The following is a 22,279-nucleotide window of genomic DNA, read 5'->3' as shown; positions in this document are numbered from 1 at the left end:
TCTTATTACGGAGAACAGACACAGTGTGTCGTTTCAATTTTCAGCTTGATCCAGATTTTTAAAGAGCGAAACTTCGCAGTGAACCTTTTCAGGTACACTCTGAAGTTTTCTTGGTATTTTTGCAGTAAGTAATGGTGGAGCTATGCGGGATCGAACCGCAGACCTCCTGCGTGCAAAGCAGGCGCTCTCCCAGCTGAGCTATAGCCCCATCGAAGTCATCTCGTTCACCTCAATTCGTTTCCGGGCGCGGCGTGGCGAAGCGAAGCATACTGAAGTATGCGAGCTTTGGCACAACAAAGCGCGGGAGCGAATTTGGTAGGCCTGAGTGGACTTGAACCACCGACCTCACCCTTATCAGGGGTGCGCTCTAACCACCTGAGCTACAAGCCTGCAGAGATTTCTTACTGCTAATTTTCATCAGACAATCTGTGTGGACACTACAAGGAACGGTTCTTTAAGGTAAGGAGGTGATCCAACCGCAGGTTCCCCTACGGTTACCTTGTTACGACTTCACCCCAGTCATGAATCACAAAGTGGTAAGCGCCCTCCCGAAGGTTAAGCTACCTACTTCTTTTGCAACCCACTCCCATGGTGTGACGGGCGGTGTGTACAAGGCCCGGGAACGTATTCACCGTGGCATTCTGATCCACGATTACTAGCGATTCCGACTTCATGGAGTCGAGTTGCAGACTCCAATCCGGACTACGACATACTTTATGAGGTCCGCTTGCTCTCGCGAGGTCGCTTCTCTTTGTATATGCCATTGTAGCACGTGTGTAGCCCTACTCGTAAGGGCCATGATGACTTGACGTCATCCCCACCTTCCTCCAGTTTATCACTGGCAGTCTCCTTTGAGTTCCCGGCCGGACCGCTGGCAACAAAGGATAAGGGTTGCGCTCGTTGCGGGACTTAACCCAACATTTCACAACACGAGCTGACGACAGCCATGCAGCACCTGTCTCAGAGTTCCCGAAGGCACCAAAGCATCTCTGCTAAGTTCTCTGGATGTCAAGAGTAGGTAAGGTTCTTCGCGTTGCATCGAATTAAACCACATGCTCCACCGCTTGTGCGGGCCCCCGTCAATTCATTTGAGTTTTAACCTTGCGGCCGTACTCCCCAGGCGGTCGACTTAACGCGTTAGCTCCGGAAGCCACGCCTCAAGGGCACAACCTCCAAGTCGACATCGTTTACGGCGTGGACTACCAGGGTATCTAATCCTGTTTGCTCCCCACGCTTTCGCACCTGAGCGTCAGTCTTTGTCCAGGGGGCCGCCTTCGCCACCGGTATTCCTCCAGATCTCTACGCATTTCACCGCTACACCTGGAATTCTACCCCCCTCTACAAGACTCTAGCCTGCCAGTTTCGGATGCAGTTCCCAGGTTGAGCCCGGGGATTTCACATCCGACTTGACAGACCGCCTGCGTGCGCTTTACGCCCAGTAATTCCGATTAACGCTTGCACCCTCCGTATTACCGCGGCTGCTGGCACGGAGTTAGCCGGTGCTTCTTCTGCGAGTAACGTCAATTGCTGAGGTTATTAACCTCAACACCTTCCTCCTCGCTGAAAGTACTTTACAACCCGAAGGCCTTCTTCATACACGCGGCATGGCTGCATCAGGCTTGCGCCCATTGTGCAATATTCCCCACTGCTGCCTCCCGTAGGAGTCTGGACCGTGTCTCAGTTCCAGTGTGGCTGGTCATCCTCTCAGACCAGCTAGGGATCGTCGCCTAGGTGAGCCGTTACCCCACCTACTAGCTAATCCCATCTGGGCACATCCGATGGCAAGAGGCCCGAAGGTCCCCCTCTTTGGTCTTGCGACGTTATGCGGTATTAGCTACCGTTTCCAGTAGTTATCCCCCTCCATCGGGCAGTTTCCCAGACATTACTCACCCGTCCGCCACTCGTCACCCAAGGAGCAAGCTCCTCTGTGCTACCGTTCGACTTGCATGTGTTAGGCCTGCCGCCAGCGTTCAATCTGAGCCATGATCAAACTCTTCAATTTAAGTTTGATGCTCGTGAATTAAACTTCGTAATGAATTACGTGTTCACTCAGAGACTTGGTATTCATTTTTCGTCTTGCGACATTAAGAATCCGTATCATTGAGTGCCCACACAGATTGTCTGATAAATTGTTAAAGAGCAGTTGCGACGCGCTTTAGCGCTCTGTCGCGAGGTGGCGTATATTACGCTTTCCTCATTCAGAGTCAAGCATTTATTTTTGCTTTTCTCCGCGAAGTTCTCAGTGGAACCCCGCTGACCCGGCGGCCTGTAGTCCGTTGTTCCGTGTCAGTGGAGGCGCATTATAGGGAGTTATTTCAGGCTGACAAGGGGAAATTTAAAATAATCTTCCGACTGCGTATTTTTTATTCTTTGCGTTTATTTTAACAACGCTTTGTTGGTTAATTGGGCAATTTCCCGCGCAAAAATCGCGACCTGTTCCCAGTCGGTATATACGACTTCTTTACTTGTATCCGTTTCACCGCCCGACATCTTCATAATCAGTTTGATCATGACACGGTCATACCAACGATAACGAGGATAAAGTAAAGCTCCGGCAATCACCGCACTGCGGTCTGGTCGCCACGGCGAGCTCATCAGAAACTTGCGCGCATAGCTGTTGGTCTGCGGGGTACGCTTTTCCGGCTTACGAGCAACCAGGTTAACGGAGTAGAACGCACTCGGCATCGCATTCAGCCGCGTGGCATGCTTCTTCACGAACTCCTGAAAAGCAGTATGGTAATGACCGTAGCGAATTGATGCACCAATCACCACGCTGTCATAGTTTTTCCAGTCAGGCTCTTCGGTGCGATGCAGATTCACAACATCGGCCCAGACGCCCAGTTCTTTTAGTTCAGAAGCCAGATACTCGGCGATTTCGCGCGTTTGTCCATCCCGGGAAGAAAAAAGAATCAGTGTTTTCACGTGTTACTCCGTTATTCACGCCAGAAGGTAGGGGTAAAGAGTACCAGCAAAGTAAAGACCTCGAGACGACCAAATAGCATATTGGCAATCAGGATCCATTTCGCCACTGGGTTCATACTGGCAAAGTTGTCGGCAACAACGCCCAGCCCTGGTCCCAAGTTATTCAGGGTCGCAACAACAGAGGCAAATGCTGAGAAGTCATCCACACCGGTCGCTATAATTGCCAGCATACTGATAATAAACACCAGCGCATAGGCTGAGAAGAATCCCCATACCGCTTCAAGGATCCGTTCCGGCAGCGCACGATTACCCAGTTTAATACTGTAAACCGCATTGGGGTGGACCAGCCTTTTGAGTTCCCGGTTACCCTGCTTAAACAGCAGCAGGATACGAATGACCTTCAAACCACCGCCCGTTGAGCCAGCACAGCCACCAATAAATGCAGAACACAGCAACAGTACCGGTAGGAACAGCGGCCAGCGGGCAATACTGTCCGTAGTAAACCCTGCGGTGGTCGCCATTGATACTACCTGGAAAAAGGCCTGATTGATCGTCGTTAGCGCCGAACCATAGGTGTTGTGTACCCACAGCACCAGCGTACAGACAGCCACCAGCGTCAACTGCACACCGATGAACATGCGAAATTCCGGGTCGCGCCAGTAGACCTTTAAACTACGCCCACTTAATAAAGAGAAGTGCAGGCCATAGTTACAGCCGGAGATCAGTAAAAAGATAGCAATAATCGTGTTAATAGTGGGGCTGTCGAAATAGCCAACACTGGCATCGTGTGTAGAGAAGCCGCCAATAGCAATGGTGGCAAAACTGTGCCCAATGGCATCAAACGCCGGCATCCCGGCAAACCATAGCGCCAGCGCACATGCAATCGTCAGCAGTACATAGATAAGCCATAACGTTTTTGCCGTTTCAGCAATACGCGGACGCATTTTATTATCTTTGAGCGGCCCAGGCATTTCTGCCCGATAGAGCTGCATACCACCGACGCCAAGAATAGGCAGGATAGCGACCGCCAGCACGATGATCCCCATACCACCAAACCATTGCAACATTTGGCGATAAAAGAGAATGGCGTGCGGCAATGAATCCAGCCCCACCAGCGTCGTCGCACCTGTCGTTGTTAACCCCGAAAAGGATTCGAAAAACGCATCAGTAATCGTGAGGTTAGGACTTTCGGAAAAGATAAATGGTAGCGCACCCACGCTGCCCAGCACGGTCCAGAACAAGACGACGATCAGAAACCCTTCGCGGGATTTCAGTTCACCCTTTTCCTTACGGTTCGGCCACCACAGCATGGAACCAATTGCCAGCGCGACAAAGAAAGTTTGCGTAAATGCACGACCCGCACCATCACGGTAGATGAGAGCGACCAGTCCGGGGAGGATCATTGTCCCCGAAAATAAGATGACCAGTAGTCCAACGATTCGGGTAATGGCGCGAAAATGCATCTCTGCCGCTTCCTTAATTCTTCAAAATGAGGTGGGGATTATTCTTCAATCGCTAACAATTGCAATGAACCACGACTAAAATCCGCCAGCTTTGCCGAAAATTCATCCACTTTCGCATAAGGAAGCGCTACCCTGAGCCGAACAAATGCCTGGTAATCACTGGAAATTATTTTACCGTCAAACTGCCCCAACAATATTTCAATGCCAGCCAACTGGCCGTACTCACACTGCAAAGTATATTCGGTTAATGGCGTCTTGCGCTGCGTTGTTAAGTGACGTAAAGCCTGATTCACGCCGCCGCCGTAGGCTTTCACCAGCCCACCCGTACCGAGAAGAATACCGCCGTAGTAGCGTACCACCACGGCGGTAATTTCACCGACACCGCTCCCCATCAGTTGAGCAAGCATCGGTTTCCCTGCCGTCCCCGCTGGTTCACCATCATCCGAGAATCCCAGCTGTTGCGAATCATTCGGCGCACCCGCCACCCACGCCACACAATGGTGGCGCGCGTCCGGGTGTTCCGCTCTAACTGACTCAACAAAGGCTTTCGCCGCTTCCACACCATCCGTATGCGCGAGCAGAGTAATAAAGCGGCTTTTTTTGATCTCTTCAACAACGCTAACCGGCGCCGCAGGGATTAACCAACTGTCCATTACGCCAGTTTTAAATCCCGCGTCATGTTTTCGACATTGCTCTCGTGGATAACCACGTTATCTTCAATACGAATACCACCGAACGGCTTCAGCGCTTCAATTTTCTGCCAGTTAAAGTGCTTGCTGAATTGCCCTTCGCGCCATGGCGCCAGCAGCGATTCGATAAAGTAAATACCCGGCTCGATAGTCAGGACCATGCCCGGCTGCAGCACTCGCGTACAGCGCAGGTAGGGATACTTTGATGGTGCAGCAAGGTGTGTACCGCTGTCATCCTGCATAAAGCCAGCAACATCATGAACCTGCAGCCCCAGCGGGTGGCCAATGCCGTGCGGCATAAACGGCCCGGTGAGATCGTTCTCTACCATCGCCTCTTCACTCATACCGGTGATGATTTGATGTTTACGCAACAGCTTTGCAATACGTTGATGGAACTGAATGTGATAATCCACATAGCTGACGCCCGCCTTCATGGTTGCAATCAGCGCCAGTTCTTCGTCGTTAACGTCCTTCACCAGTTGCGCATAGTCGTTGTCGCTTTTCGCCGACCAGGTTCGCGTCAGGTCTGCCGCATAACCGTTGTATTCTGCGCCAGCATCCAGCAGGAAACTGCGGATTTCTGACGGCGCCTGGTGATCCAGTTTGGTGTAATGCAGTACGGAGGCATGTTCGTTGAGGGCCACGATATTGCTGTAAGGCACGTCGGTGTCACGATGACCCGTGGCAGTCAAATAGGCCAGGTTAATGTCGAACTCGCTCATCCCGGAACGGAAGGCTTCTTCTGCCGCACGATGCCCACTCACCGCCATTTTCTGCGCTTCACGCATACAGGCCAGCTCGTAATCCGTTTTATACGCACGATAATAATGAAGATAGTCGATCACCCCTTTCGGGTTGATATTGCTGGCAGCGATGTCCAGTTGCAACGCACGCTCAGGAACCGGGCCGATATAACCAATATTACCGCGTGCAGCTGGCAGTTGGCCGCCAATACCATCGGCTTTTGGCAGCGCAATAATGTCAATTTCTTCCGTCCAGAAAGAGGTCGGTAGCGGTTCAACGTTGTGCCAGTAGTCGACCGGCAAGTAGAACCACAATTTAGGCTTATTAACGCCATCTACCAGCAACCAACAGTTAGGAACCTGCGTGACAGGTACCCAGGCTTTAAACTGCGGATTAACCTTAAACGGATATGGATGATCGTCGAGAAAAACGTTTAACAGCTCGCCGGAGTGAATAAGTAACGCATCCAGCTTAAAACGAGCCAGCGCATCGCGGGTCCGTTCCTGTAAGGTAACAATATGATTTTTATAGAGTGCGGCCAGTGATTCCATTATTTACCCTTCTGTTTTTTTGACCTCAAGTCACCGCATCTTAGCACATCGTTCTGTAGCTGCGTGATTTCTGCCGAGCGTGATCGAATCGTCATTTCTTTAATCATTCATTTGCATTTTATTAACATAAAACACACACTTCGATTCATCTGGTATGACCAGATCACCTTGCGGATTCAGGAGACTGACATGCTTTACAAAGGCGACACCCTGTACCTCGACTGGCTGGAAGATGGCATCGCCGAACTGGTGTTCGATGCCCCTGGCTCGGTCAACAAACTCGATACGGCAACCGTAGCCAGCCTGGGCCATGCGCTTGATGTGCTGGAAAAGCAGACAGATTTAAAAGGTCTGCTGCTGCGCTCGAATAAAGCGGCCTTTATTGTTGGCGCCGATATCACCGAATTCCTTTCATTGTTTCTTGTTCCTGAAGAGCAGCTAAGCCAGTGGCTGCATTTTGCCAACAGCGTCTTTAACCGGCTGGAAGATTTACCGGTGCCAACCATTGCCGCCGTAAACGGTTATGCGCTGGGCGGCGGTTGCGAGTGCGTGCTGGCGACCGATTACCGTCTGGCAACGCCGGACCTGCGTATCGGTCTGCCGGAAACGAAGCTGGGCATTATGCCGGGCTTTGGCGGCTCTGTGCGTATGCCACGTATACTGGGCGCCGACAGCGCGCTGGAAATTATTGCGGCGGGTAAAGATATCAGCGCTGAGCAGGCACTGAAAGTTGGCCTGGTCGATGGCATTGTTAAGCAGGAAAAACTGCTTGATGGCGCGATGGCTGTATTACGTCAGGCAATCAACGGCGACCTCGACTGGAAGGCCAAACGCCAGCCGAAACTGGAACCACTGAAACTCAGCAAAATTGAAGCCGCAATGAGTTTTACCATCGCCAAAGGCATGGTCGCGCAGACTGCAGGTAAACATTACCCTGCCCCCATCACCGCGGTAAAAACGATTGAAGCCGCAGCACGCTTTGGTCGTGAAGAAGCACTGAATCTGGAAAATAAAAGCTTTGTGCCACTGGCGCACACCAGTGAAGCACGCGCGCTGGTCGGTATCTTCCTCAACGATCAGTACGTAAAAGCAAAAGCGAAGAAGCTGACTAAAGACATTGAGGCACCGAAGCAGGCCGCAGTATTGGGCGCAGGCATTATGGGCGGCGGTATCGCTTACCAGTCTGCCTGGAAAGGTGTGCCGGTTATCATGAAAGACATCAATGATAAATCATTGACGCTTGGTATGACTGAAGCCGCCAAACTGCTGAACAAACAGCTTGAGCGCGGCAAGATTGATGGTCTGAAAATGGCAGGCGTGATTTCAACCATTCATCCCACCCTCGACTATACCGGCTTTGAGCGCGTAGATGTGGTAGTGGAAGCGGTCGTTGAGAATCCGAAAGTGAAAAAAGCAGTACTGGCAGAGACCGAAGAGAAGGTTCGCCATGATACCGTGCTGGCCTCAAACACCTCCACTATTCCAATTAGTGAACTGGCCAGCGTTCTGAAGCGTCCGGAAAACTTCTGCGGCATGCACTTCTTTAACCCGGTGCACCGTATGCCTCTGGTAGAGATCATTCGCGGTGAAAAAAGCTCGGATGAAACCATCGCCAAAGTTGTCGCCTGGGCAAGCCGTATGGGTAAGACGCCGATTGTGGTCAACGACTGCCCCGGCTTCTTCGTTAACCGTGTGCTGTTCCCGTACTTTGCTGGTTTCAGCCAGCTACTGCGTGATGGAGCGGACTTCCGCAAAGTCGATAAAGTGATGGAGAAACAGTTTGGCTGGCCGATGGGTCCGGCATATCTGCTGGATGTCGTCGGCATTGATACCGCCCATCACGCGCAGGCAGTCATGTCAGCAGGCTTCCCACAACGCATGCAAAAAGATTATCGCGACGCGATTGACGCATTATTTGACGCCAGTCGCTTTGGACAGAAAAACGGCCTCGGCTTCTGGCGCTATAAAGAAGACAACAAAGGTAAACCGAAGAAAGAAGAGGATGCCACTGTTGATAGTCTGCTGGCAGATGTCAGTCAGCCGAAGCGCGATTTTAGCGATGAAGAGATTATCGCCCGCATGATGCTCCCGATGGTCAACGAAGTGGTCCGCTGCCTGGAAGAAGGCATTATTGCCAGTCCAGCAGAGGCAGATATGGCGCTGGTTTACGGCCTGGGCTTCCCTCCGTTCCATGGCGGTGCGTTCCGCTGGCTGGATACACTCGGCAGCGCGAAATATCTCGATATGGCGCAACAGTATCAGCACCTCGGTCCGCTGTATGACGTCCCGGAAGGATTGCGCAATAAAGCACGTCATAACGAACCGTATTATCCCCAGGTTGAGCCTGCCCGCCCGGTTGGCGACCTGAAAACGGCTTAAGGAGTCACAATGGAACAGGTTGTAATTGTTGATGCGATCCGTACCCCGATGGGCCGTTCGAAAGGGGGGGCGTTTCGTAACGTGCGGGCAGAAGATCTCTCCGCACATTTAATGCGTAGCCTGCTGGCGCGTAATCCCGCGCTTGATCCTGCGGCTCTCGATGACATTTACTGGGGCTGCGTACAGCAGACGCTGGAGCAAGGGTTCAACATCGCCCGTAACGCCGCGCTGCTGGCAGAAGTTCCGCACTCCGTCCCGGCAGTAACGGTCAATCGCCTGTGCGGTTCATCCATGCAGGCACTGCACGACGCGGCACGCATGATCATGACCGGCGATGCACAAGCGTGTCTGGTTGGCGGCGTGGAGCATATGGGCCACGTCCCCATGAGTCACGGCGTCGATTTCCATCCGGGTATGAGTCGCAACGTAGCTAAAGCGGCGGGAATGATGGGCCTGACGGCAGAAATGCTCTCCCGTATGCACGGTATCAGCCGTGAAATGCAGGATGCCTTCGCCGCACGCTCACACGCCCGGGCCTGGGCAGCGACACAGTCTGGCGCATTCAGAAATGAAATAATCCCGACCAGTGGCCACGATGCTGACGGCGTGTTGAAACAGTTTAACTACGATGAAGTTATCCGCCCGGAAACCACCGTCGAAGCGCTGTCCACCCTGCGCCCGGCGTTCGACCCAGTCAGCGGTACAGTTACTGCCGGAACATCTTCAGCTCTCTCTGATGGCGCAGCTGCCATGCTGGTGATGAGTGAAAGCCGCGCTCGTGAACTGGGTCTGAAACCACGCGCCCGTATTCGTTCAATGGCGGTTGTCGGCTGCGACCCCTCAATCATGGGTTATGGCCCGGTCCCGGCCTCAAAGCTGGCGCTGAAAAAAGCAGGGCTCTCCACCCGCGATATCGGTCTGTTTGAAATGAACGAAGCCTTTGCCGCGCAGATCCTTCCATGCATTAAAGATCTGGGACTGATGGAGCAGATTGACGAGAAGATCAACCTCAACGGCGGCGCGATCGCACTGGGTCATCCACTGGGATGTTCCGGTGCACGTATCAGCACCACCCTGCTGAACCTGATGGAGCGCAAAGACGTGCAGTTTGGTCTGGCGACGATGTGTATCGGGTTGGGTCAGGGGATCGCGACAGTATTTGAGCGAGTTTAATCAGAGAGTGTCATCTATTGCAGGTCGGGTAAGCGAAATGCCCCGGCAACCATGCCGGATGGCGACGCAATATCGTCTTATCCGGTCTGCAACGACAGCGCCACTGTATAACAATTAGTTGCCGTTTTTCCCGCCTGTCAGGGGCGGGTTTTTTATTTCACAGAACTGGTACGGACCACTAACTGCACGGGTAGCAACAAATTCTGTTCCTGCTGTTCTTCCAACAACAAACGCAGTGCTTCACGCCCCAGTTGCTGTTTATCAACGGCAATGGTGGTCAGCGGTGGATGTGACCAGGCTGCGGCATCAATATCATCAAACCCTACCAGTGAAAGATCTTCCGGGATACGTATACTTTGCTGCGCACACACTCGCTGAACCACCAGCGCTGCCGCATCGTTATAAGCAAAAATGGCATCGGGCGGCTCGGGCAACCTGAACAATTCGTTGACCGCCTCGACCAGTGATTGTTCAGTATCCAGAAGCGGTGGTGCAATGGCTTCATACTCTGGCGGCATCAGTAGACGAGCGTCATACAGCGCCTGGCGATAGCCCTTCTCACGCTGGCGAATACTGTAATGAGAGAGTGTGCTGGCAAGAAAGGCAATGCGACTGCGCCCTTGTTCGATTAGATGTCGAGTGGCCAGATAGCCACCCTGGGTATTATCCGGATTGACGCATGGCAAACCAGGCACCCACAAATCCACCAGTACCATTGGCAGCTTCATTTGTTGCAGTAGCCCAAGCAGTTCAGGCTCAAAAAATCCGGCACAGATCAGCGCATCAGGCTGATGCAGCATCACCTGTTCACCCACTGCGTCACCAGGGCCAATAGAGAGAAAGCTCAGCGCAATATTGTGATCACGACATACTTCTTCTATGCCCAACAACAGCGGTGAATAAAACGGTAATGCCCGACTAATGTTGTGCTGGCGATGCAACAAAAACAGGACGCGCCTGAGTTTATCGCTACGCAGACGGGAGAAATCGTAGCCCTGCTGTTCCGCCACGGAAATAATGCGCAATCGGGTATCCTCACGCAGTCCCGGTTGCCCTTTTAGTGCGCGGGAAACAGCGCCAACCGACACACCGCAGGCTTCGGCAATATCTCTGATTCGTACAGGTTTCGTCATTTCACTCTCATTGATCGTGCGTCATCATACGGGTAGTTGCGGTCGCAGGCTGTTGTGCACCCAGCCAGGCGGCACCACGTACGCCGCTGCTGTCGCCGTGACGAGCCTGGACAATCGGCGTGCGGCACTGTTTTCCAAATACGTACTGTGCCACCCGCGCCTGTAAGCCTGAATAGAGTATGCCAATATTGGATACTCCGCCGCCCAACACGATAACATCTGGATCAAGCGTATTGACCACGCCAGCTAACGCTCGGGCTAATTGATCGCAGTAGCGCTCCCATAGCAGGCAGGCGTCTACGTCACCAGACTCGACCCGTTTCATTATTTGAGGAACACCGGCATGTTGCGTGGTGTGATTCAGGTACTGACGCTCCAGGCCGCTGCCCGAAATAAAACTCTCAATACAGTTTAACTGCCCGCAATAGCACGTTACCGCCGCGCCGTCCCGCTCTTCATTGTAACGCGGTAGCGCATTATGTCCCCACTCTCCCGCACAGGCATTAGGGCCTGAGATCAAACGGTTATCGACACACAATCCACCACCGCATCCCGTACCAAGGATCACTCCAAACACTACTCCATACCCGCGTCCGCTTCCGTCCATGGCCTCCGACAACGTAAAACAGTTGGCGTCGTTGGTTACGGGCACAGGTATTCCCAGCGCCTGCTCAAGATCGCGTGCGAAGGGTTGTTGATTGAGCACCAGAATATTGGAGTTTTTTATTAACCCATCACTGTCGACTGCGCCGGGCACACCCACACCGACTGATAATGGTCGATTAACGGTCTTCATGGCTTTCACGATAGCGTCCGTGACGACCCGGAAAAAATCGCCGTAGCTCTGCTTTGGTGTACTGCATCGTTCGCGGTAAATAATCTCACCCGTGTTATCAATCACCACTGCTTCGATTTTAGTCCCACCAATATCCAGTCCGAGCCTCATGATTCCCCCATTCGCTTGACGCAGAATTATCTCTGCACAGACTGACTTTTTTGTTTACTAAACACAAAGACAGACATCACAAAATAGAATTTTGACGATAGTTTTTATATAAAAACATGGCAAATAGAGCGTCAAGGCAGAACACCTGTGTTTACTAAAAAATAACGATGAGGGTAATTCGTCACGAACGGGGAGATTCACAGAGACCGAACCAGCAATCTCAGCAATTCAGGGAGTGAGTGATCGGGCATTAACGACCTGAATGCGCCGGAAAAGCTCCGGCGCACCCTGCTTAAATAAATGCGAAAGCGTCGCCAAACAGGCGGTCTTCACGCGCGCTGCGTTCATTGCAAAACAGGTCGCGTGCGATTTTTGCCATCTCAAAACGTCCGGCGATATAGATATCATGTTCCGCCAGGGTACCGTAATCCTGCAATACAGCGGTTAATACTGTGCCTGTGCGACCACGCCAACCCGCTTCAGGTTGTTCCACCACTGGCTCAACGCGCAGATTAGGGTGATTAACTGACAGGGCTTCCAGCTCGGAGAGATCATAAAGATGCTTCTCTTCTCGCCCGCCCCAGTAAATCGTGACATCACGGTCTGGATTACGCGCCAGTGCTGTTAGCAGAATTGAGCGCACATAAGAGAACCCTGTACCGCCAGCGATCAGGATCAGCGGACGATTTTCATCATCACGCAGCCAGGCTTCACCGTGTGGAATATCGACCTTAATTTCCCGGTCTTTCAGAATTCGATCCATAACGGCCATGGCATAAAGATTTAGCTCAGAGGCGCCAACGTGCAGCTCAATGAATCCGTGCTCATCCGGTGTAGATGCCATGGAAAACGGACGCTTATCCCGTTCATCCATCACGACCATTAAATACTGACCAGCACGAAAGGAAAACGCCGCGTCTGGCACTAAACGAACGCGATATACGGTGTCAGTGATAGCTTCTACCGAGGTCACTTTACAGCTTAAGGTTGTCATGCGCTCTCTCTGTCGGATCAATAGGCAAAATGATCGCGCCTCAGGCGCTTTTGCCGTCATTAAAGATGGCCAATTCATCCCAAATTGCGTCAATACGCGCAGTCACTTCAGGATCTTTTTTAATCGGGCGTCCCCACTCACGTTGGGTTTCACCCGGCCATTTATTTGTGGCATCCAGTCCCATTTTTGAACCAAGGCCGGAAACCGGCGAGGCAAAATCCAGGTAATCAATTGGCGTATTTTCTACCAGAACCGTATCCCTTGCCGGGTCCATACGGGTGGTAATTGCCCAAATCACATCGTTCCAGTCACGTGCGTTGACATCATCATCGCAGACAATAACAAATTTGGTGTACATAAACTGACGTAAAAACGACCAAACACCCATCATGACGCGTTTAGCATGGCCAGCGTACTGCTTTTTCATCGTCACTACGGCCAGTCGATAAGAGCAGCCTTCCGGCGGCAGGTAAAAATCGACGATTTCCGGGAATTGTTTTTGCAGAATAGGCACGAAAACTTCGTTCAGCGCCACGCCTAGTACCGCAGGCTCATCTGGCGGACGGCCGGTGTAAGTCGAGTGATAAATCGCATCTTCACGCTGAGTAATGTGTGTAACGGTGAAAACAGGGAAGCTATCCACCTCATTGTAGTAGCCTGTATGGTCGCCATACGGGCCTTCCGGCGCCATTTCTCCCGGCTCTATATACCCTTCCAACACAATCTCCGCGCTGGCAGGAACTTCGAGATCGTTGGAAATACATTTAACCACTTCGGTCTTGGTACCACGTAACAAGCCCGCAAAAGCGTATTCCGATAACGTATCAGGTACTGGCGTTACGGCCCCCAGAATCGTTGCCGGATCAGCGCCCAGCGCAACGGAAACCGGGAAACGTTCGCCTGGATGAGCCGCACACCACTCCTGATAATCAAGCGCGCCGCCACGATGAGAAAGCCAGCGCATGATGAGTTTATTTTTGCCAATCAGCTGCTGGCGGTAAATACCCAGATTCTGTCGCTCTTTATGGGGGCCCCGCGTTACGGTGAGTCCCCAGGTGATCAGCGGAGCTGCATCTTCCGGCCAGCAGGTCATTATCGGAATACGGTTTAGATCGACATCATCGCCTGAATAGATTTTTTGCTGACAAGGCGCACCGCGTAACCGCTTAGTCGGCATGTTCAGTACCTGCTTGAACTGCGGCAGCTTATCAAACAGATCGCGAAATCCTTTTGGCGGCTCAGGCTCTTTCAAAAACGCCAACAACTTACCCACTTCCCGCAACGCAGAGACATCTTCTTGTCCCATTCCCATGGCAACACGCTTCGGCGTGCCAAACAGGTTACACAGCACTGGCATTGAATAGCCTTTGGGATTCTCAAACAGCAACGCAGGCCCACCAGCACGCAGGGTGCGATCGGCTATTTCTGTGATTTCCAGATGGGGATCCACCGGAAGCGTGATGCGTTTGAGCTCGCCTTGCTGCTCAAGTTGCGTCAGGAAGTCGCGTAAATCGTGATATTTCATGGCGTCCATTGTGGCCTCTTCGTAAGCGCTTCATTATACGGCGTTCATCATTGCGATGCTGTATTTTTGTTAAATTAGCGTGAACTCTGGCGGTACATCTAAGCCCCGGGAGTATATACCCAACGGATTTCGAGTTGCTTTAAGTCGGGTATAATTAACTTAGCGCATGGCTTTTGTTATGCTTGCGCTCAGAACAAGCGGATAAGAGTTATTATGCAATCCTGGTATTTACTGTACTGCAAACGCGGGCAACTTCAGCGTGCCCAGGAACACCTGGAAAGGCAGGCGGTGAACTGCCTGACGCCTATGATCACCCTGGAAAAAATGGTGCGCGGCAAACGTACCACAATCAGTGAGCCACTTTTCCCTAATTACATGTTTGTCGAATTCGACCCGGAAGTGATCCACACCACGACGATCAATGCCACGCGTGGCGTCAGCCATTTTGTACGCTTTGGAGCAACACCAGCGACGGTTCCCTCTGCAGTTATTCACCAGCTTTCCATCTACAAACCCGAGGGTATTGTTGATCCGGAAACCCCTTATCCAGGGGACTATGTGATTATCACTGAAGGTGCATTTGAAGGATTGAAAGCGATCTTCACTGAACCTGATGGCGAAGCACGCTCTATGCTTCTGCTTAACCTGTTGAATAAAGAGGTTAAGCAGAGCGTGAAAAATACCGGTTTTCGAAAAATTTAATCTACCTTAGAAGGTAACTTCAAACAGCGTTCTCACGTTGGAGTCGATTGTTGTTGATAGCCATTGAGGATCTTCCCCGCGCCAGTGTGCAATCCGTTCAAGAATGTGCGGCAGGTAGGCCGGCTCATTACGCCGTGTAGACGGTTTAGGTGTTAAATCGCGGGGCAGTAAATAAGGCGCATCAGTTTCGATCAGGAGCCTCTCTACCGGAATAAAAGGTAACAGCTCCCTAAGCTCCATCCCCCGACGCTCATCGCAGACCCATCCGGTAATACCAATATAAAGCCCTCTGTCCACGCAGTCCTGCATCTCCTGACGTGAACCGGTGAAGCAATGCAGTACCGCGCCTGGAATGCTGTCCAGCCAGGGCTCCAGCAATGCCAGAAAACGGTCATGCGCATCCCGGCAATGCATGAAAACTGGCATCTGCAGTTCAGCGGCAATGCGCAGTTGTGCCTCAAAAGCCCGCTCCTGCTCTTGTGGCGTGGAGAAATTACGATTGAAATCCAGACCGCATTCACCAATGGCGACCACTTCAGACTGGTTTGCCAGAGCGACTATCGCTTCTTCGGTTGAGGATTGCCACTGGCTACTATCATGCGGATGGACGCCGGCTGTGGACCAACAATTCGGGTAATGCTGCGCCAGCTTTAGCGCCTGCTGGCTTTCATGCAGGTTCGTTCCGGTCAGAAGCATACCGTGAACACCGGCCGCAAAGGCGCGCGCTACAACCTCATCCCTGTCTTTCGCAAATTGTGAACTGGTTAAATTAACGCCAATATCAAACATGCTTCCTCCCATATGACAACCGCCCTGACGGGCGGTTGAATTTATTCTTCGGTTTTCTCGGTGGCTTCAGCTTCTTTTGCATTCTCAGCCTCGTTATCTTCGTCTCGCGTACGTCGCTTACCGACATAGAAACGGGAGAAGAAAACGCCCACTTCAAACAGGCAGTACATTGGTATTGCCAACAGCGTTTGCGAGAAGACATCTGGCGGGGTCAGTAACATCCCCACGACAAATGCACCGACAACAACGTATGGACGTTTCTTACGCAAGTCATCAGGCGTCGTAATACCCATCCAGCACAGCAGCACAATGGCAACAGGAACCTCAAAAGAGACCCCAAAAGCCATAAATAGCGCCATCACGAAGCTAAGGTAACTGGCAATATCTGTCGATACTTGTACGCCTTGCGGTGCCGTATTAGCAAGGAAACCAAAGGCTAACGGGAAGACGACAAAGTAGGCAAATGCCATACCGATATAGAACAGCAACGAACTGGAAACCAGTAACGGCACAACAAGGCGACGCTCATGCTTATACAAAGCAGGAGCAATAAACGCCCATACCTGATACAGGATCACTGGCGCTGAAAGGATCAGCGACACCATGAAAGTGAGTTTTATCGGGGTAAAAAACGGCGAGGCCACATCCGTGGCGATCATCGTCGCACCCTGCGGCATCTGTTTTATCAGCGGTGCCGCAACCATATGGTAAATGTCGTTGGCAAAATAAACCAACGCCAAAAAGATTACCATTACGGCAATAATGCAGTTCAGGAGTCGCTTACGCAGCTCAATAAGATGCGTGATGAGCGGTTGAGTATCTTCTACAGCCATGTTTACGGTTTATCACTCGACGATGGGGAGGATTCGACAACAGGCGCGGCGGTTTTCTTTTCAGCGTCCATCACTGTTTCGGACGCGGTTTCCGTCGATTCAGATGTCCTGGTACCCGTGGATTGCGGTTTTTGCTCCGGCGAGCTGGCCTGCGTTTCAGCGGAAGCAGGAGTAACCCCTTCATGCTGCGCTTCGCTATCTTTCACCACCGGATTATGGATAGTGTGCGCTTCATCGCTCGCTTTCTCAGGCTCGTTAACGCTGTAAGAACGCTTCATCGACTCTGCAGCTTCACGCAATTCATCCATCGATGCTTTCAGCTCCGGCGTCAGATTTGTCAGGCTCGCTTTCTCAACCTTCTTCAGGCTGTCCTGAAACTCCTGAAGCTTAAGCTCCTGGGTCAGTTCATTCTGAACAGTAGTTGCAAGGGAACGCAACGCACGAACCCAGCCCGCGACCGTTTTTACCGCAACCGGCAATCGTTGTGGCCCCAATACGATGAGGCCTATCACGAACACCAATAACAGTTCGCTAAAACCGATATCAAACACGGATTATACCTGCTCTTTATCGTGGCTTTTGGCGTCTTCTTTTTTCACTTCGCCCTGCTTATCGGTGATGGATTTAGCAGTAAAATCAGCGTCCTGACTGGATTTATCCTGCTTGGGTTCATCATCTCCCATCGCTTTCTTGAAGCCTTTAATAGACGCACCAAGATCGGAACCGATGGAGCCGAGTTTCTTGGTGCCGAATAGCAGCACAACGATGACGGCAATGATCAACAACTGCCAGATACTGATACCACCCATACATGTTCCTCTGTCATAGATGATGAATTAATAAGGCCGTAGTATACGTTACACGACCTGCCTTGAGCGATGAAAAATTCAGCGCATTTTGCGCCAGCCGATCAGCCAGGCAATGACGCCGCCCGCTATTAACCAACCAGGCATAAGCCCCCACTCAGGACGGCTTACCAGCAAGAATGTCCCACTTAACAACAACGTCGCGCCAATACCCAATAAATAACGAGATTGTCCCTGACGGACGTGATTCGCATGAAGCTCGCGCGCAATCTTATCAACACTGTGCTGTAAATATTTGCCCTGGCGCAAACTGTCATACACCAGTTCAGGTATTTCTGGCATTTTTTCGACCCAGAACGGTGCTTTTTCTTTAAATGCCCTGACAAGGGCGGGAATTCCGACCTGCTCTTTAATCCAGGATTCAAGAAATGGCTTGGCCGTCTTCCACAAATCCAACTGCGGATAAAGCTGTCTCCCAACGCCTTCAACATACAGCAGTGTTTTCTGCAACAGCACCAGTTGGGGCTGGACTTCCATGTTAAATCGACGTGCCGTATTAAACAGATTCAGCAGCACGTGACCAAATGAAATCTCCGCCAGCGGCTTTTCAAATATCGGCTCGCAGACGGTACGAATAGCAAATTCAAATTCTTCGACGTTGGTATCCGGTGGAACCCAGCCAGAATCTACATGCAGCTCTGCAACCTTACGGTAGTCACGATTAAAGAACGCAATGAAGTTTTCAGCCAGATAGCGTTTATCTTCTTTATTTAATGAGCCAACAATCCCGCAATCTATGCCGATGTACTTTGGATTTTCAGGGTGTTCATAGCTGACAAAAATGTTGCCAGGATGCATATCGGCATGGAAAAAACTGTCACGGAATACCTGAGTAAAGAAGACCTGCACACCGCGCTCGGCCAACAACTTCATGTTGGTGCCGTTCTTCTCAAGCGTTGCAACATCCGAAACGGGGATACCGTAAATACGCTCCATCACCATCATGTTCTGACTGCAATAGTCGGAATACACTTCCGGGATGTACAGCATTGGGCTGTCTTCAAAATTGCGGCGCAATTGAATAGCATTCGCCGATTCACGCAGCAAATTCAACTCATCAATTAATGTCTTCTCATATTCGCGAACCACTTCCGTCGGCCGCAAACGGCGACCGTCAGGCAGCAAGCGAGGAACCCAACGGGCAAGGCGATAGATCAGTTTTAAATCCGCTTTGATAACCGGCAGAATGTCCGGGCGAATAACCTTGATCACGACCTCTTTACCATTCGATTTCAGTCGGGCCGTGTGTACCTGTGCAATGGACGCAGATGCCAGTGGCTGGATCTCAAAATCATCAAACCATGCCTCAACGGGTAACCCACCCATTGCTTCTTCAATTTGCTGTTTTGCTCTTTGTCCATCAAAGGGGGCAACACGATCCTGCAACAGTGCCAGTTGATCGGCGATATGCGGAGGGAAAAGGTCACGACGGGTGGAGAGCATTTGACCAAACTTGATCCACACTGGCCCCAATTCTTGCAACGCCAGTCTCAGTCTCTCACCCAGTGGCTTTTCTTTATGCCGATTAGGCATCCAGAACAAGGTGTAACGCCACAACCGAAGCGGCAGCGTAATACGCATTTTGGGGATGAGTTCATCAAGACCGTAGCTTAAAAAAGTGCGAATGATGAAATAAAGGCGCCGTACTTCACCTGGCGTCATTTGACCTCCAGTTTTTCCAGCCGTTTGGCCAGAGATTCAACCGCACGCTCAACGGCTGCCGTTTCTTCCGCGAACCATGCAACCTCAAGCGGACCAGGAGCCATACGCCACTCTTCAGTGATCGCTTCGGCAACGTAACGCTGCTGACGTTGCATGGTGTGACACAGAAACTTCGCCCCACCACGCAGGGCTTTGCTGACCCCTTCCGCGACGATATCGCCGGTATAGGGCGCTAACAGTTCAGCAGGATCAAACTCTGCAAGGTCAGCCAGAGCGACAAAGTTCTGTACCACCTGAATATCGCCCTGAACTTCCAGCTCGCCGCTACGAATAAGGGTTGTGAGTTGCTGCCGGTCACGTAATTTCGGTAAAACGCTGGCATGTGTGATCACGGTGCAATCGGCTTCGCCTTCCCAGGCCCCCAGCACATCGACCTGGCGCTCACTAAACACCAGGACTAACGGTGTCGAAAATCCTTTGAGATCCACACGCAGCACCTTGCTCTGCAGACGCGTTCGGGCTGATTTCAGCGCAGGCGAACGGTACAGAAAGGTGTTGAGTAGGTTTTCAACTCCTGCGGTCACTAAGGGTTTTAAAGGCATCCCCGATCTCCTGTCAGAACTTATAGCCACGGTGCAGCGCAACCACACCTGCTGTCAGGTTGTAGTAATCCACGCTTTCAAACCCGGCATCTTGCATCATCGCTTTTAAGGTGTCCTGATCGGGATGCATGCGGATGGACTCCGCCAGATAACGGTAGCTTTCTGCATCGTTGGCCACCATTGAACCAATACGTGGCAGAATATGGAAAGAGTAAGCATCATACGCTTTGCTCAGAGGTTCGATAATCGGTTTGGAAAACTCCAGCACCAGCAAGCGTCCACCGGGCTTCAATACCCGATACATGGATCGTAATGCTTTCTCTTTTTCCGTTACGTTACGCAGACCAAACGAAATCGTGATGCAGTCGAAGGTATTGTCAGGGAAAGGCAGTGCCTCAGCATTTGCCTGGACATACTCGACGTTACCAATCACACCGATATTGCGCAGCTTTTCGCGACCCATTTTGAGCATTGAGTCATTGATATCCGCCAGGACGACTTGACCGGTTTCACCAACCATGCGAGAAAATTTCGCCGTCAGATCTCCCGTACCACCCGCCAAATCCAGAACGGTTTGTCCGCGACGCACGCCACTACAGTCAATGGTGAAGCGCTTCCACAAACGATGAATGCCAAATGACATTAAATCATTCATAACGTCATATTTAGACGCCACAGAATGAAAAACGTGGGCCACCATGTCAGCTTTCTGCTCTTTAGCGACGGTCTGAAAGCCAAAGTGCGTCGTTTCTTGTGAATCTTCCACCATCTCAGTGCCTACTCATCAATAAAATGTTCGAGAAGTGTAACAGATTGGGCCAATTTGCCCTACCCTTCTGCCGGGTTCAACTACCCCAAACGGGCTAGTTCGATTGCTGATTTGCCGCCACATTATCGGGATAAGCCTCATCCAGCTGCGCCTCCGGGACCGAGCGTAAGCGGTATTCTTCATCCTGAGTTGTGGCTTGTTCAGCCAGTTCAGGATTAATCTCGCGCTTAATTTCTACACCTAATCCACGAAACGCTTCTGCCTGCGACAGGACGTTTCCACGCCCTGAGGAGAGTTTTTTCATCGCCTGTCGGTAGTTGTCCTGCGCTTTGTCCAGACTCTGGCCGATCGCCGACATATCATCGATAAACAACCGCATTTTGTCATAAAGCTTGCTGGCCCGATCTGCAATCTGCTGCGCGTTACGGCTCTGGTGTTCATAACGCCACAGATTCGCGATAGTGCGCAATGCCACCAACAACGTAGTAGGGCTAACCAGCATAATGTTATTTTTGAGTGCTTCGGTTATCAGTTCGGGCTGTCTGTCCAGCGCAAGCAAAAAAGCAGGTTCAACGGGAATAAACATCAGTACATAATCAAGCGTGCGTAACCCTGGGAGCTGTTGGTAATCTTTGCGTCCCAACAGACGAATATGGTTACGCACAGAGGCAATATGCTCCTGCAACGCGCTCTCCCGGGTGTAGTCATCTTCTGCATTAAAATAGCGCTCGTAGGCGACCAGCGTCATTTTAGCGTCGATAACCACGTCTTTTCCCTGTGGTAGTCTGACAATAACATCCGGTTGCATCCGTGAACGCGCGTCATTTTCAATGCTGACCTGGGTTTCATATTCATAGCCTTCACGCAGACCGGAAGCCTCCAGTACTCGCGTGAGCACCACTTCTCCCCAGTTCCCCTGGGTCTTGTTATCCCCTTTCAACGCCCGCGTCAGGTTAACGGCTTCCTGCGCCATCTGCGCGTTCAATTGCTGGAGATTACGAATTTCGTGCGCCAGAGTGTGCCTTTCCTGCGCCTCTTTACCAAAGCTATCCTGAACCTGACGGCGAAAACCGTCCAGCTGTTCACGCAATGGCGTAAGCAGACTATTCAGGCTTTGCCGGTTTTGCTCGTCAACGCGGCGGTTGCTGTGCTCAAAAATACGGTTCGCAAGGTTTTCGAACTGCTCGCTCAGACGCTGTTCACTGTTGATCATCTGGCGAATTTTATCTTCAGCGTGCTGCTGCGTCGCTTCCAGACGGGTGGTGACTTCCCGGAGATCGGCTTCCAGAGAGATGTTGATGCTGTGTAAGCTGCGTAACTCGTTATTGAGTAGCTCACACTCTTCTCGCCAGTGGGCTTCCTGCGAAAGCTGTTGCCGGGCGGCGCTCAGCGCAATATCCAACTCACGCCGTTCTTCGATGAGATCTGCTCGGATCTGATCGGCACGCGCTTTGGTCGCCAGCCAACCCACAAGCAGCCCTGCAGCCAACGCCACCACAGCACTCATCATAATTGAAATATCCACAACGCCCCCTTA

Annotated in this window: 19 protein-coding genes, 2 tRNA genes and 1 rRNA gene; 3 read left to right on the top strand and 19 right to left on the bottom strand. The window is 51.6% G+C overall.

Going from position 1 to position 22,279, the window contains the following annotated elements; all coding sequences use genetic code 11:
- Nucleotides 1–132: 132 nt before the first annotated feature.
- From SK36_RS22240 to pepQ, 7 genes are all read right to left on the bottom strand, one after another.
- Nucleotides 133–208, bottom strand: a tRNA-Ala gene (locus SK36_RS22240).
- 105 nt (nucleotides 209–313) lie between these two features.
- Nucleotides 314–390, bottom strand: a tRNA-Ile gene (locus tag SK36_RS22235).
- A 70-nt stretch (nucleotides 391–460) separates the two neighbouring features.
- Nucleotides 461–2,002, bottom strand: a 16S ribosomal RNA gene (locus SK36_RS22230).
- 374 nt (nucleotides 2,003–2,376) lie between these two features.
- The gene (gene hemG, locus SK36_RS22225) at nucleotides 2,377–2,922 is read right to left on the bottom strand and encodes a menaquinone-dependent protoporphyrinogen IX dehydrogenase (RefSeq protein ID WP_045449176.1); all 546 of its coding nucleotides are present in this window, start codon (nucleotides 2,920–2,922) and stop codon (nucleotides 2,377–2,379) included.
- 11 nt (nucleotides 2,923–2,933) lie between these two features.
- Nucleotides 2,934–4,385, bottom strand: coding sequence for a Trk system potassium transporter TrkH (trkH, locus tag SK36_RS22220; RefSeq protein ID WP_045449175.1), 1,452 nt, complete (start codon nucleotides 4,383–4,385; stop codon nucleotides 2,934–2,936).
- A gap of 38 nt (nucleotides 4,386–4,423) precedes the next feature.
- Nucleotides 4,424–5,038, bottom strand: a complete 615-nt coding sequence (locus tag SK36_RS22215) for an IMPACT family protein (RefSeq protein WP_048223317.1) — start codon at nucleotides 5,036–5,038, stop codon at nucleotides 4,424–4,426.
- The gene (pepQ, locus tag SK36_RS22210) at nucleotides 5,038–6,369 is read right to left on the bottom strand and encodes a Xaa-Pro dipeptidase (RefSeq protein ID WP_048223315.1); all 1,332 of its coding nucleotides are present in this window, start codon (nucleotides 6,367–6,369) and stop codon (nucleotides 5,038–5,040) included. The genes SK36_RS22215 and pepQ overlap by 1 nt, the downstream gene beginning before the upstream one ends.
- Nucleotides 6,370–6,558: 189 nt before the next feature.
- Here pepQ and fadB point away from each other — a divergent pair, with 189 nt between their 5' ends.
- Nucleotides 6,559–8,748, top strand: a complete 2,190-nt coding sequence (gene fadB, locus SK36_RS22205; protein ID WP_048223313.1) for a fatty acid oxidation complex subunit alpha FadB — start codon at nucleotides 6,559–6,561, stop codon at nucleotides 8,746–8,748.
- Between the two features lie 9 nt (nucleotides 8,749–8,757).
- Nucleotides 8,758–9,921 (top strand): acetyl-CoA C-acyltransferase FadA, encoded by a 1,164-nt coding sequence (fadA, locus tag SK36_RS22200; RefSeq protein ID WP_048223310.1) that lies wholly within the window; start codon nucleotides 8,758–8,760, stop codon nucleotides 9,919–9,921.
- A 152-nt stretch (nucleotides 9,922–10,073) separates the two neighbouring features.
- On the opposite strand, the gene SK36_RS22195 is transcribed toward fadA, so the two are convergent.
- From SK36_RS22195 to ubiD, 4 genes are all read right to left on the bottom strand, one after another.
- Nucleotides 10,074–11,054: a LacI family DNA-binding transcriptional regulator gene (locus SK36_RS22195; RefSeq protein WP_048223308.1), complete on the bottom strand. Its 981-nt coding sequence runs from the start codon at nucleotides 11,052–11,054 to the stop codon at nucleotides 10,074–10,076.
- A gap of 7 nt (nucleotides 11,055–11,061) precedes the next feature.
- Complete coding sequence (locus SK36_RS22190; RefSeq protein WP_045449165.1) at nucleotides 11,062–12,000, bottom strand: ROK family protein; 939 nt, start codon at nucleotides 11,998–12,000, stop codon at nucleotides 11,062–11,064.
- A 292-nt stretch (nucleotides 12,001–12,292) separates the two neighbouring features.
- Nucleotides 12,293–12,994: an NAD(P)H-flavin reductase gene (gene fre, locus SK36_RS22185; RefSeq protein WP_045449163.1), complete on the bottom strand. Its 702-nt coding sequence runs from the start codon at nucleotides 12,992–12,994 to the stop codon at nucleotides 12,293–12,295.
- Nucleotides 12,995–13,034: 40 nt separating this feature from the next.
- Complete coding sequence (gene ubiD, locus SK36_RS22180) at nucleotides 13,035–14,528, bottom strand: 4-hydroxy-3-polyprenylbenzoate decarboxylase (RefSeq protein WP_045449162.1); 1,494 nt, start codon at nucleotides 14,526–14,528, stop codon at nucleotides 13,035–13,037.
- 204 nt (nucleotides 14,529–14,732) lie between these two features.
- On the opposite strand from ubiD, the gene rfaH reads away from it, so the two are divergent.
- Entirely contained in the window at nucleotides 14,733–15,221 is a 489-nt protein-coding gene (rfaH, locus tag SK36_RS22175) for a transcription/translation regulatory transformer protein RfaH (RefSeq protein ID WP_045449160.1), read from the top strand.
- Between the two features lie 6 nt (nucleotides 15,222–15,227).
- Here the strand turns inward: rfaH and tatD are convergent, their stop codons facing one another.
- From tatD to rmuC, 8 genes are all read right to left on the bottom strand, one after another.
- Nucleotides 15,228–16,010 (bottom strand): 3'-5' ssDNA/RNA exonuclease TatD, encoded by a 783-nt coding sequence (tatD, locus tag SK36_RS22170; RefSeq protein ID WP_048223305.1) that lies wholly within the window; start codon nucleotides 16,008–16,010, stop codon nucleotides 15,228–15,230.
- A gap of 41 nt (nucleotides 16,011–16,051) precedes the next feature.
- Nucleotides 16,052–16,843: a Sec-independent protein translocase subunit TatC gene (gene tatC / locus SK36_RS22165; protein WP_045449155.1), complete on the bottom strand. Its 792-nt coding sequence runs from the start codon at nucleotides 16,841–16,843 to the stop codon at nucleotides 16,052–16,054.
- Between the two features lie 2 nt (nucleotides 16,844–16,845).
- Entirely contained in the window at nucleotides 16,846–17,394 is a 549-nt protein-coding gene (tatB, locus tag SK36_RS22160) for a Sec-independent protein translocase protein TatB (protein ID WP_045449154.1), read from the bottom strand.
- A gap of 3 nt (nucleotides 17,395–17,397) precedes the next feature.
- A complete protein-coding gene (gene tatA / locus SK36_RS22155) occupies nucleotides 17,398–17,652 on the bottom strand; it encodes a Sec-independent protein translocase subunit TatA (RefSeq protein ID WP_045449152.1) in 255 nt (84 codons plus the stop codon).
- Between the two features lie 78 nt (nucleotides 17,653–17,730).
- A complete protein-coding gene (gene ubiB / locus SK36_RS22150) occupies nucleotides 17,731–19,371 on the bottom strand; it encodes a ubiquinone biosynthesis regulatory protein kinase UbiB (RefSeq protein ID WP_045449149.1) in 1,641 nt (546 codons plus the stop codon).
- Complete coding sequence (gene ubiJ, locus SK36_RS22145) at nucleotides 19,368–19,973, bottom strand: ubiquinone biosynthesis protein UbiJ (RefSeq protein ID WP_045449146.1); 606 nt, start codon at nucleotides 19,971–19,973, stop codon at nucleotides 19,368–19,370. Before ubiJ ends, ubiB begins: the two co-directional genes overlap by 4 nt.
- A gap of 13 nt (nucleotides 19,974–19,986) precedes the next feature.
- Nucleotides 19,987–20,742, bottom strand: coding sequence for a bifunctional demethylmenaquinone methyltransferase/2-methoxy-6-polyprenyl-1,4-benzoquinol methylase UbiE (gene ubiE / locus SK36_RS22140; RefSeq protein ID WP_045449144.1), 756 nt, complete (start codon nucleotides 20,740–20,742; stop codon nucleotides 19,987–19,989).
- Between the two features lie 94 nt (nucleotides 20,743–20,836).
- Nucleotides 20,837–22,267 carry a DNA recombination protein RmuC gene (gene rmuC, locus SK36_RS22135; protein ID WP_136345606.1) on the bottom strand — a complete coding sequence of 477 codons (1,431 nt, stop codon included), beginning with the start codon at nucleotides 22,265–22,267 and terminating at the stop codon, nucleotides 20,837–20,839.
- Between the last annotated feature and the right edge of the window lie 12 nt (nucleotides 22,268–22,279).

This window comes from Citrobacter sp. MGH106 (assembly GCF_001037495.1).
In the GTDB taxonomy this organism is placed as follows: Bacteria; Pseudomonadota; Gammaproteobacteria; order Enterobacterales; family Enterobacteriaceae; genus Citrobacter; species Citrobacter murliniae.
Note: the sequence above shows the minus strand (reverse complement) of the source record. Positions and strands in the feature narration are given on the sequence as shown.

Bases quoted from the DNA above. Each gene is read 5' to 3' on its own strand.
- trkH (WP_045449175.1), bottom strand. From the start codon at position 4,385: ATGCATTTTCGCGCCATTACCCGAATCGTTGGACTACTGGTCATCTTA.
- SK36_RS22215 (WP_048223317.1), bottom strand. From the start codon at position 5,038: ATGGACAGTTGGTTAATCCCTGCGGCGCCGGTTAGCGTTGTTGAAGAG.
- pepQ (WP_048223315.1), bottom strand. From the start codon at position 6,369: ATGGAATCACTGGCCGCACTCTATAAAAATCATATTGTTACCTTACAG.
- fadB (WP_048223313.1), top strand. From the start codon at position 6,559: ATGCTTTACAAAGGCGACACCCTGTACCTCGACTGGCTGGAAGATGGC.
- fadA (WP_048223310.1), top strand. From the start codon at position 8,758: ATGGAACAGGTTGTAATTGTTGATGCGATCCGTACCCCGATGGGCCGT.
- SK36_RS22195 (WP_048223308.1), bottom strand. From the start codon at position 11,054: ATGACGAAACCTGTACGAATCAGAGATATTGCCGAAGCCTGCGGTGTG.
- SK36_RS22190 (WP_045449165.1), bottom strand. From the start codon at position 12,000: ATGAGGCTCGGACTGGATATTGGTGGGACTAAAATCGAAGCAGTGGTG.
- fre (WP_045449163.1), bottom strand. From the start codon at position 12,994: ATGACAACCTTAAGCTGTAAAGTGACCTCGGTAGAAGCTATCACTGAC.
- ubiD (WP_045449162.1), bottom strand. From the start codon at position 14,528: ATGGACGCCATGAAATATCACGATTTACGCGACTTCCTGACGCAACTT.
- rfaH (WP_045449160.1), top strand. From the start codon at position 14,733: ATGCAATCCTGGTATTTACTGTACTGCAAACGCGGGCAACTTCAGCGT.
- tatD (WP_048223305.1), bottom strand. From the start codon at position 16,010: ATGTTTGATATTGGCGTTAATTTAACCAGTTCACAATTTGCGAAAGAC.
- tatC (WP_045449155.1), bottom strand. From the start codon at position 16,843: ATGGCTGTAGAAGATACTCAACCGCTCATCACGCATCTTATTGAGCTG.
- tatA (WP_045449152.1), bottom strand. From the start codon at position 17,652: ATGGGTGGTATCAGTATCTGGCAGTTGTTGATCATTGCCGTCATCGTT.
- ubiB (WP_045449149.1), bottom strand. From the start codon at position 19,371: ATGACGCCAGGTGAAGTACGGCGCCTTTATTTCATCATTCGCACTTTT.
- ubiJ (WP_045449146.1), bottom strand. From the start codon at position 19,973: ATGCCTTTAAAACCCTTAGTGACCGCAGGAGTTGAAAACCTACTCAAC.
- ubiE (WP_045449144.1), bottom strand. From the start codon at position 20,742: ATGGTGGAAGATTCACAAGAAACGACGCACTTTGGCTTTCAGACCGTC.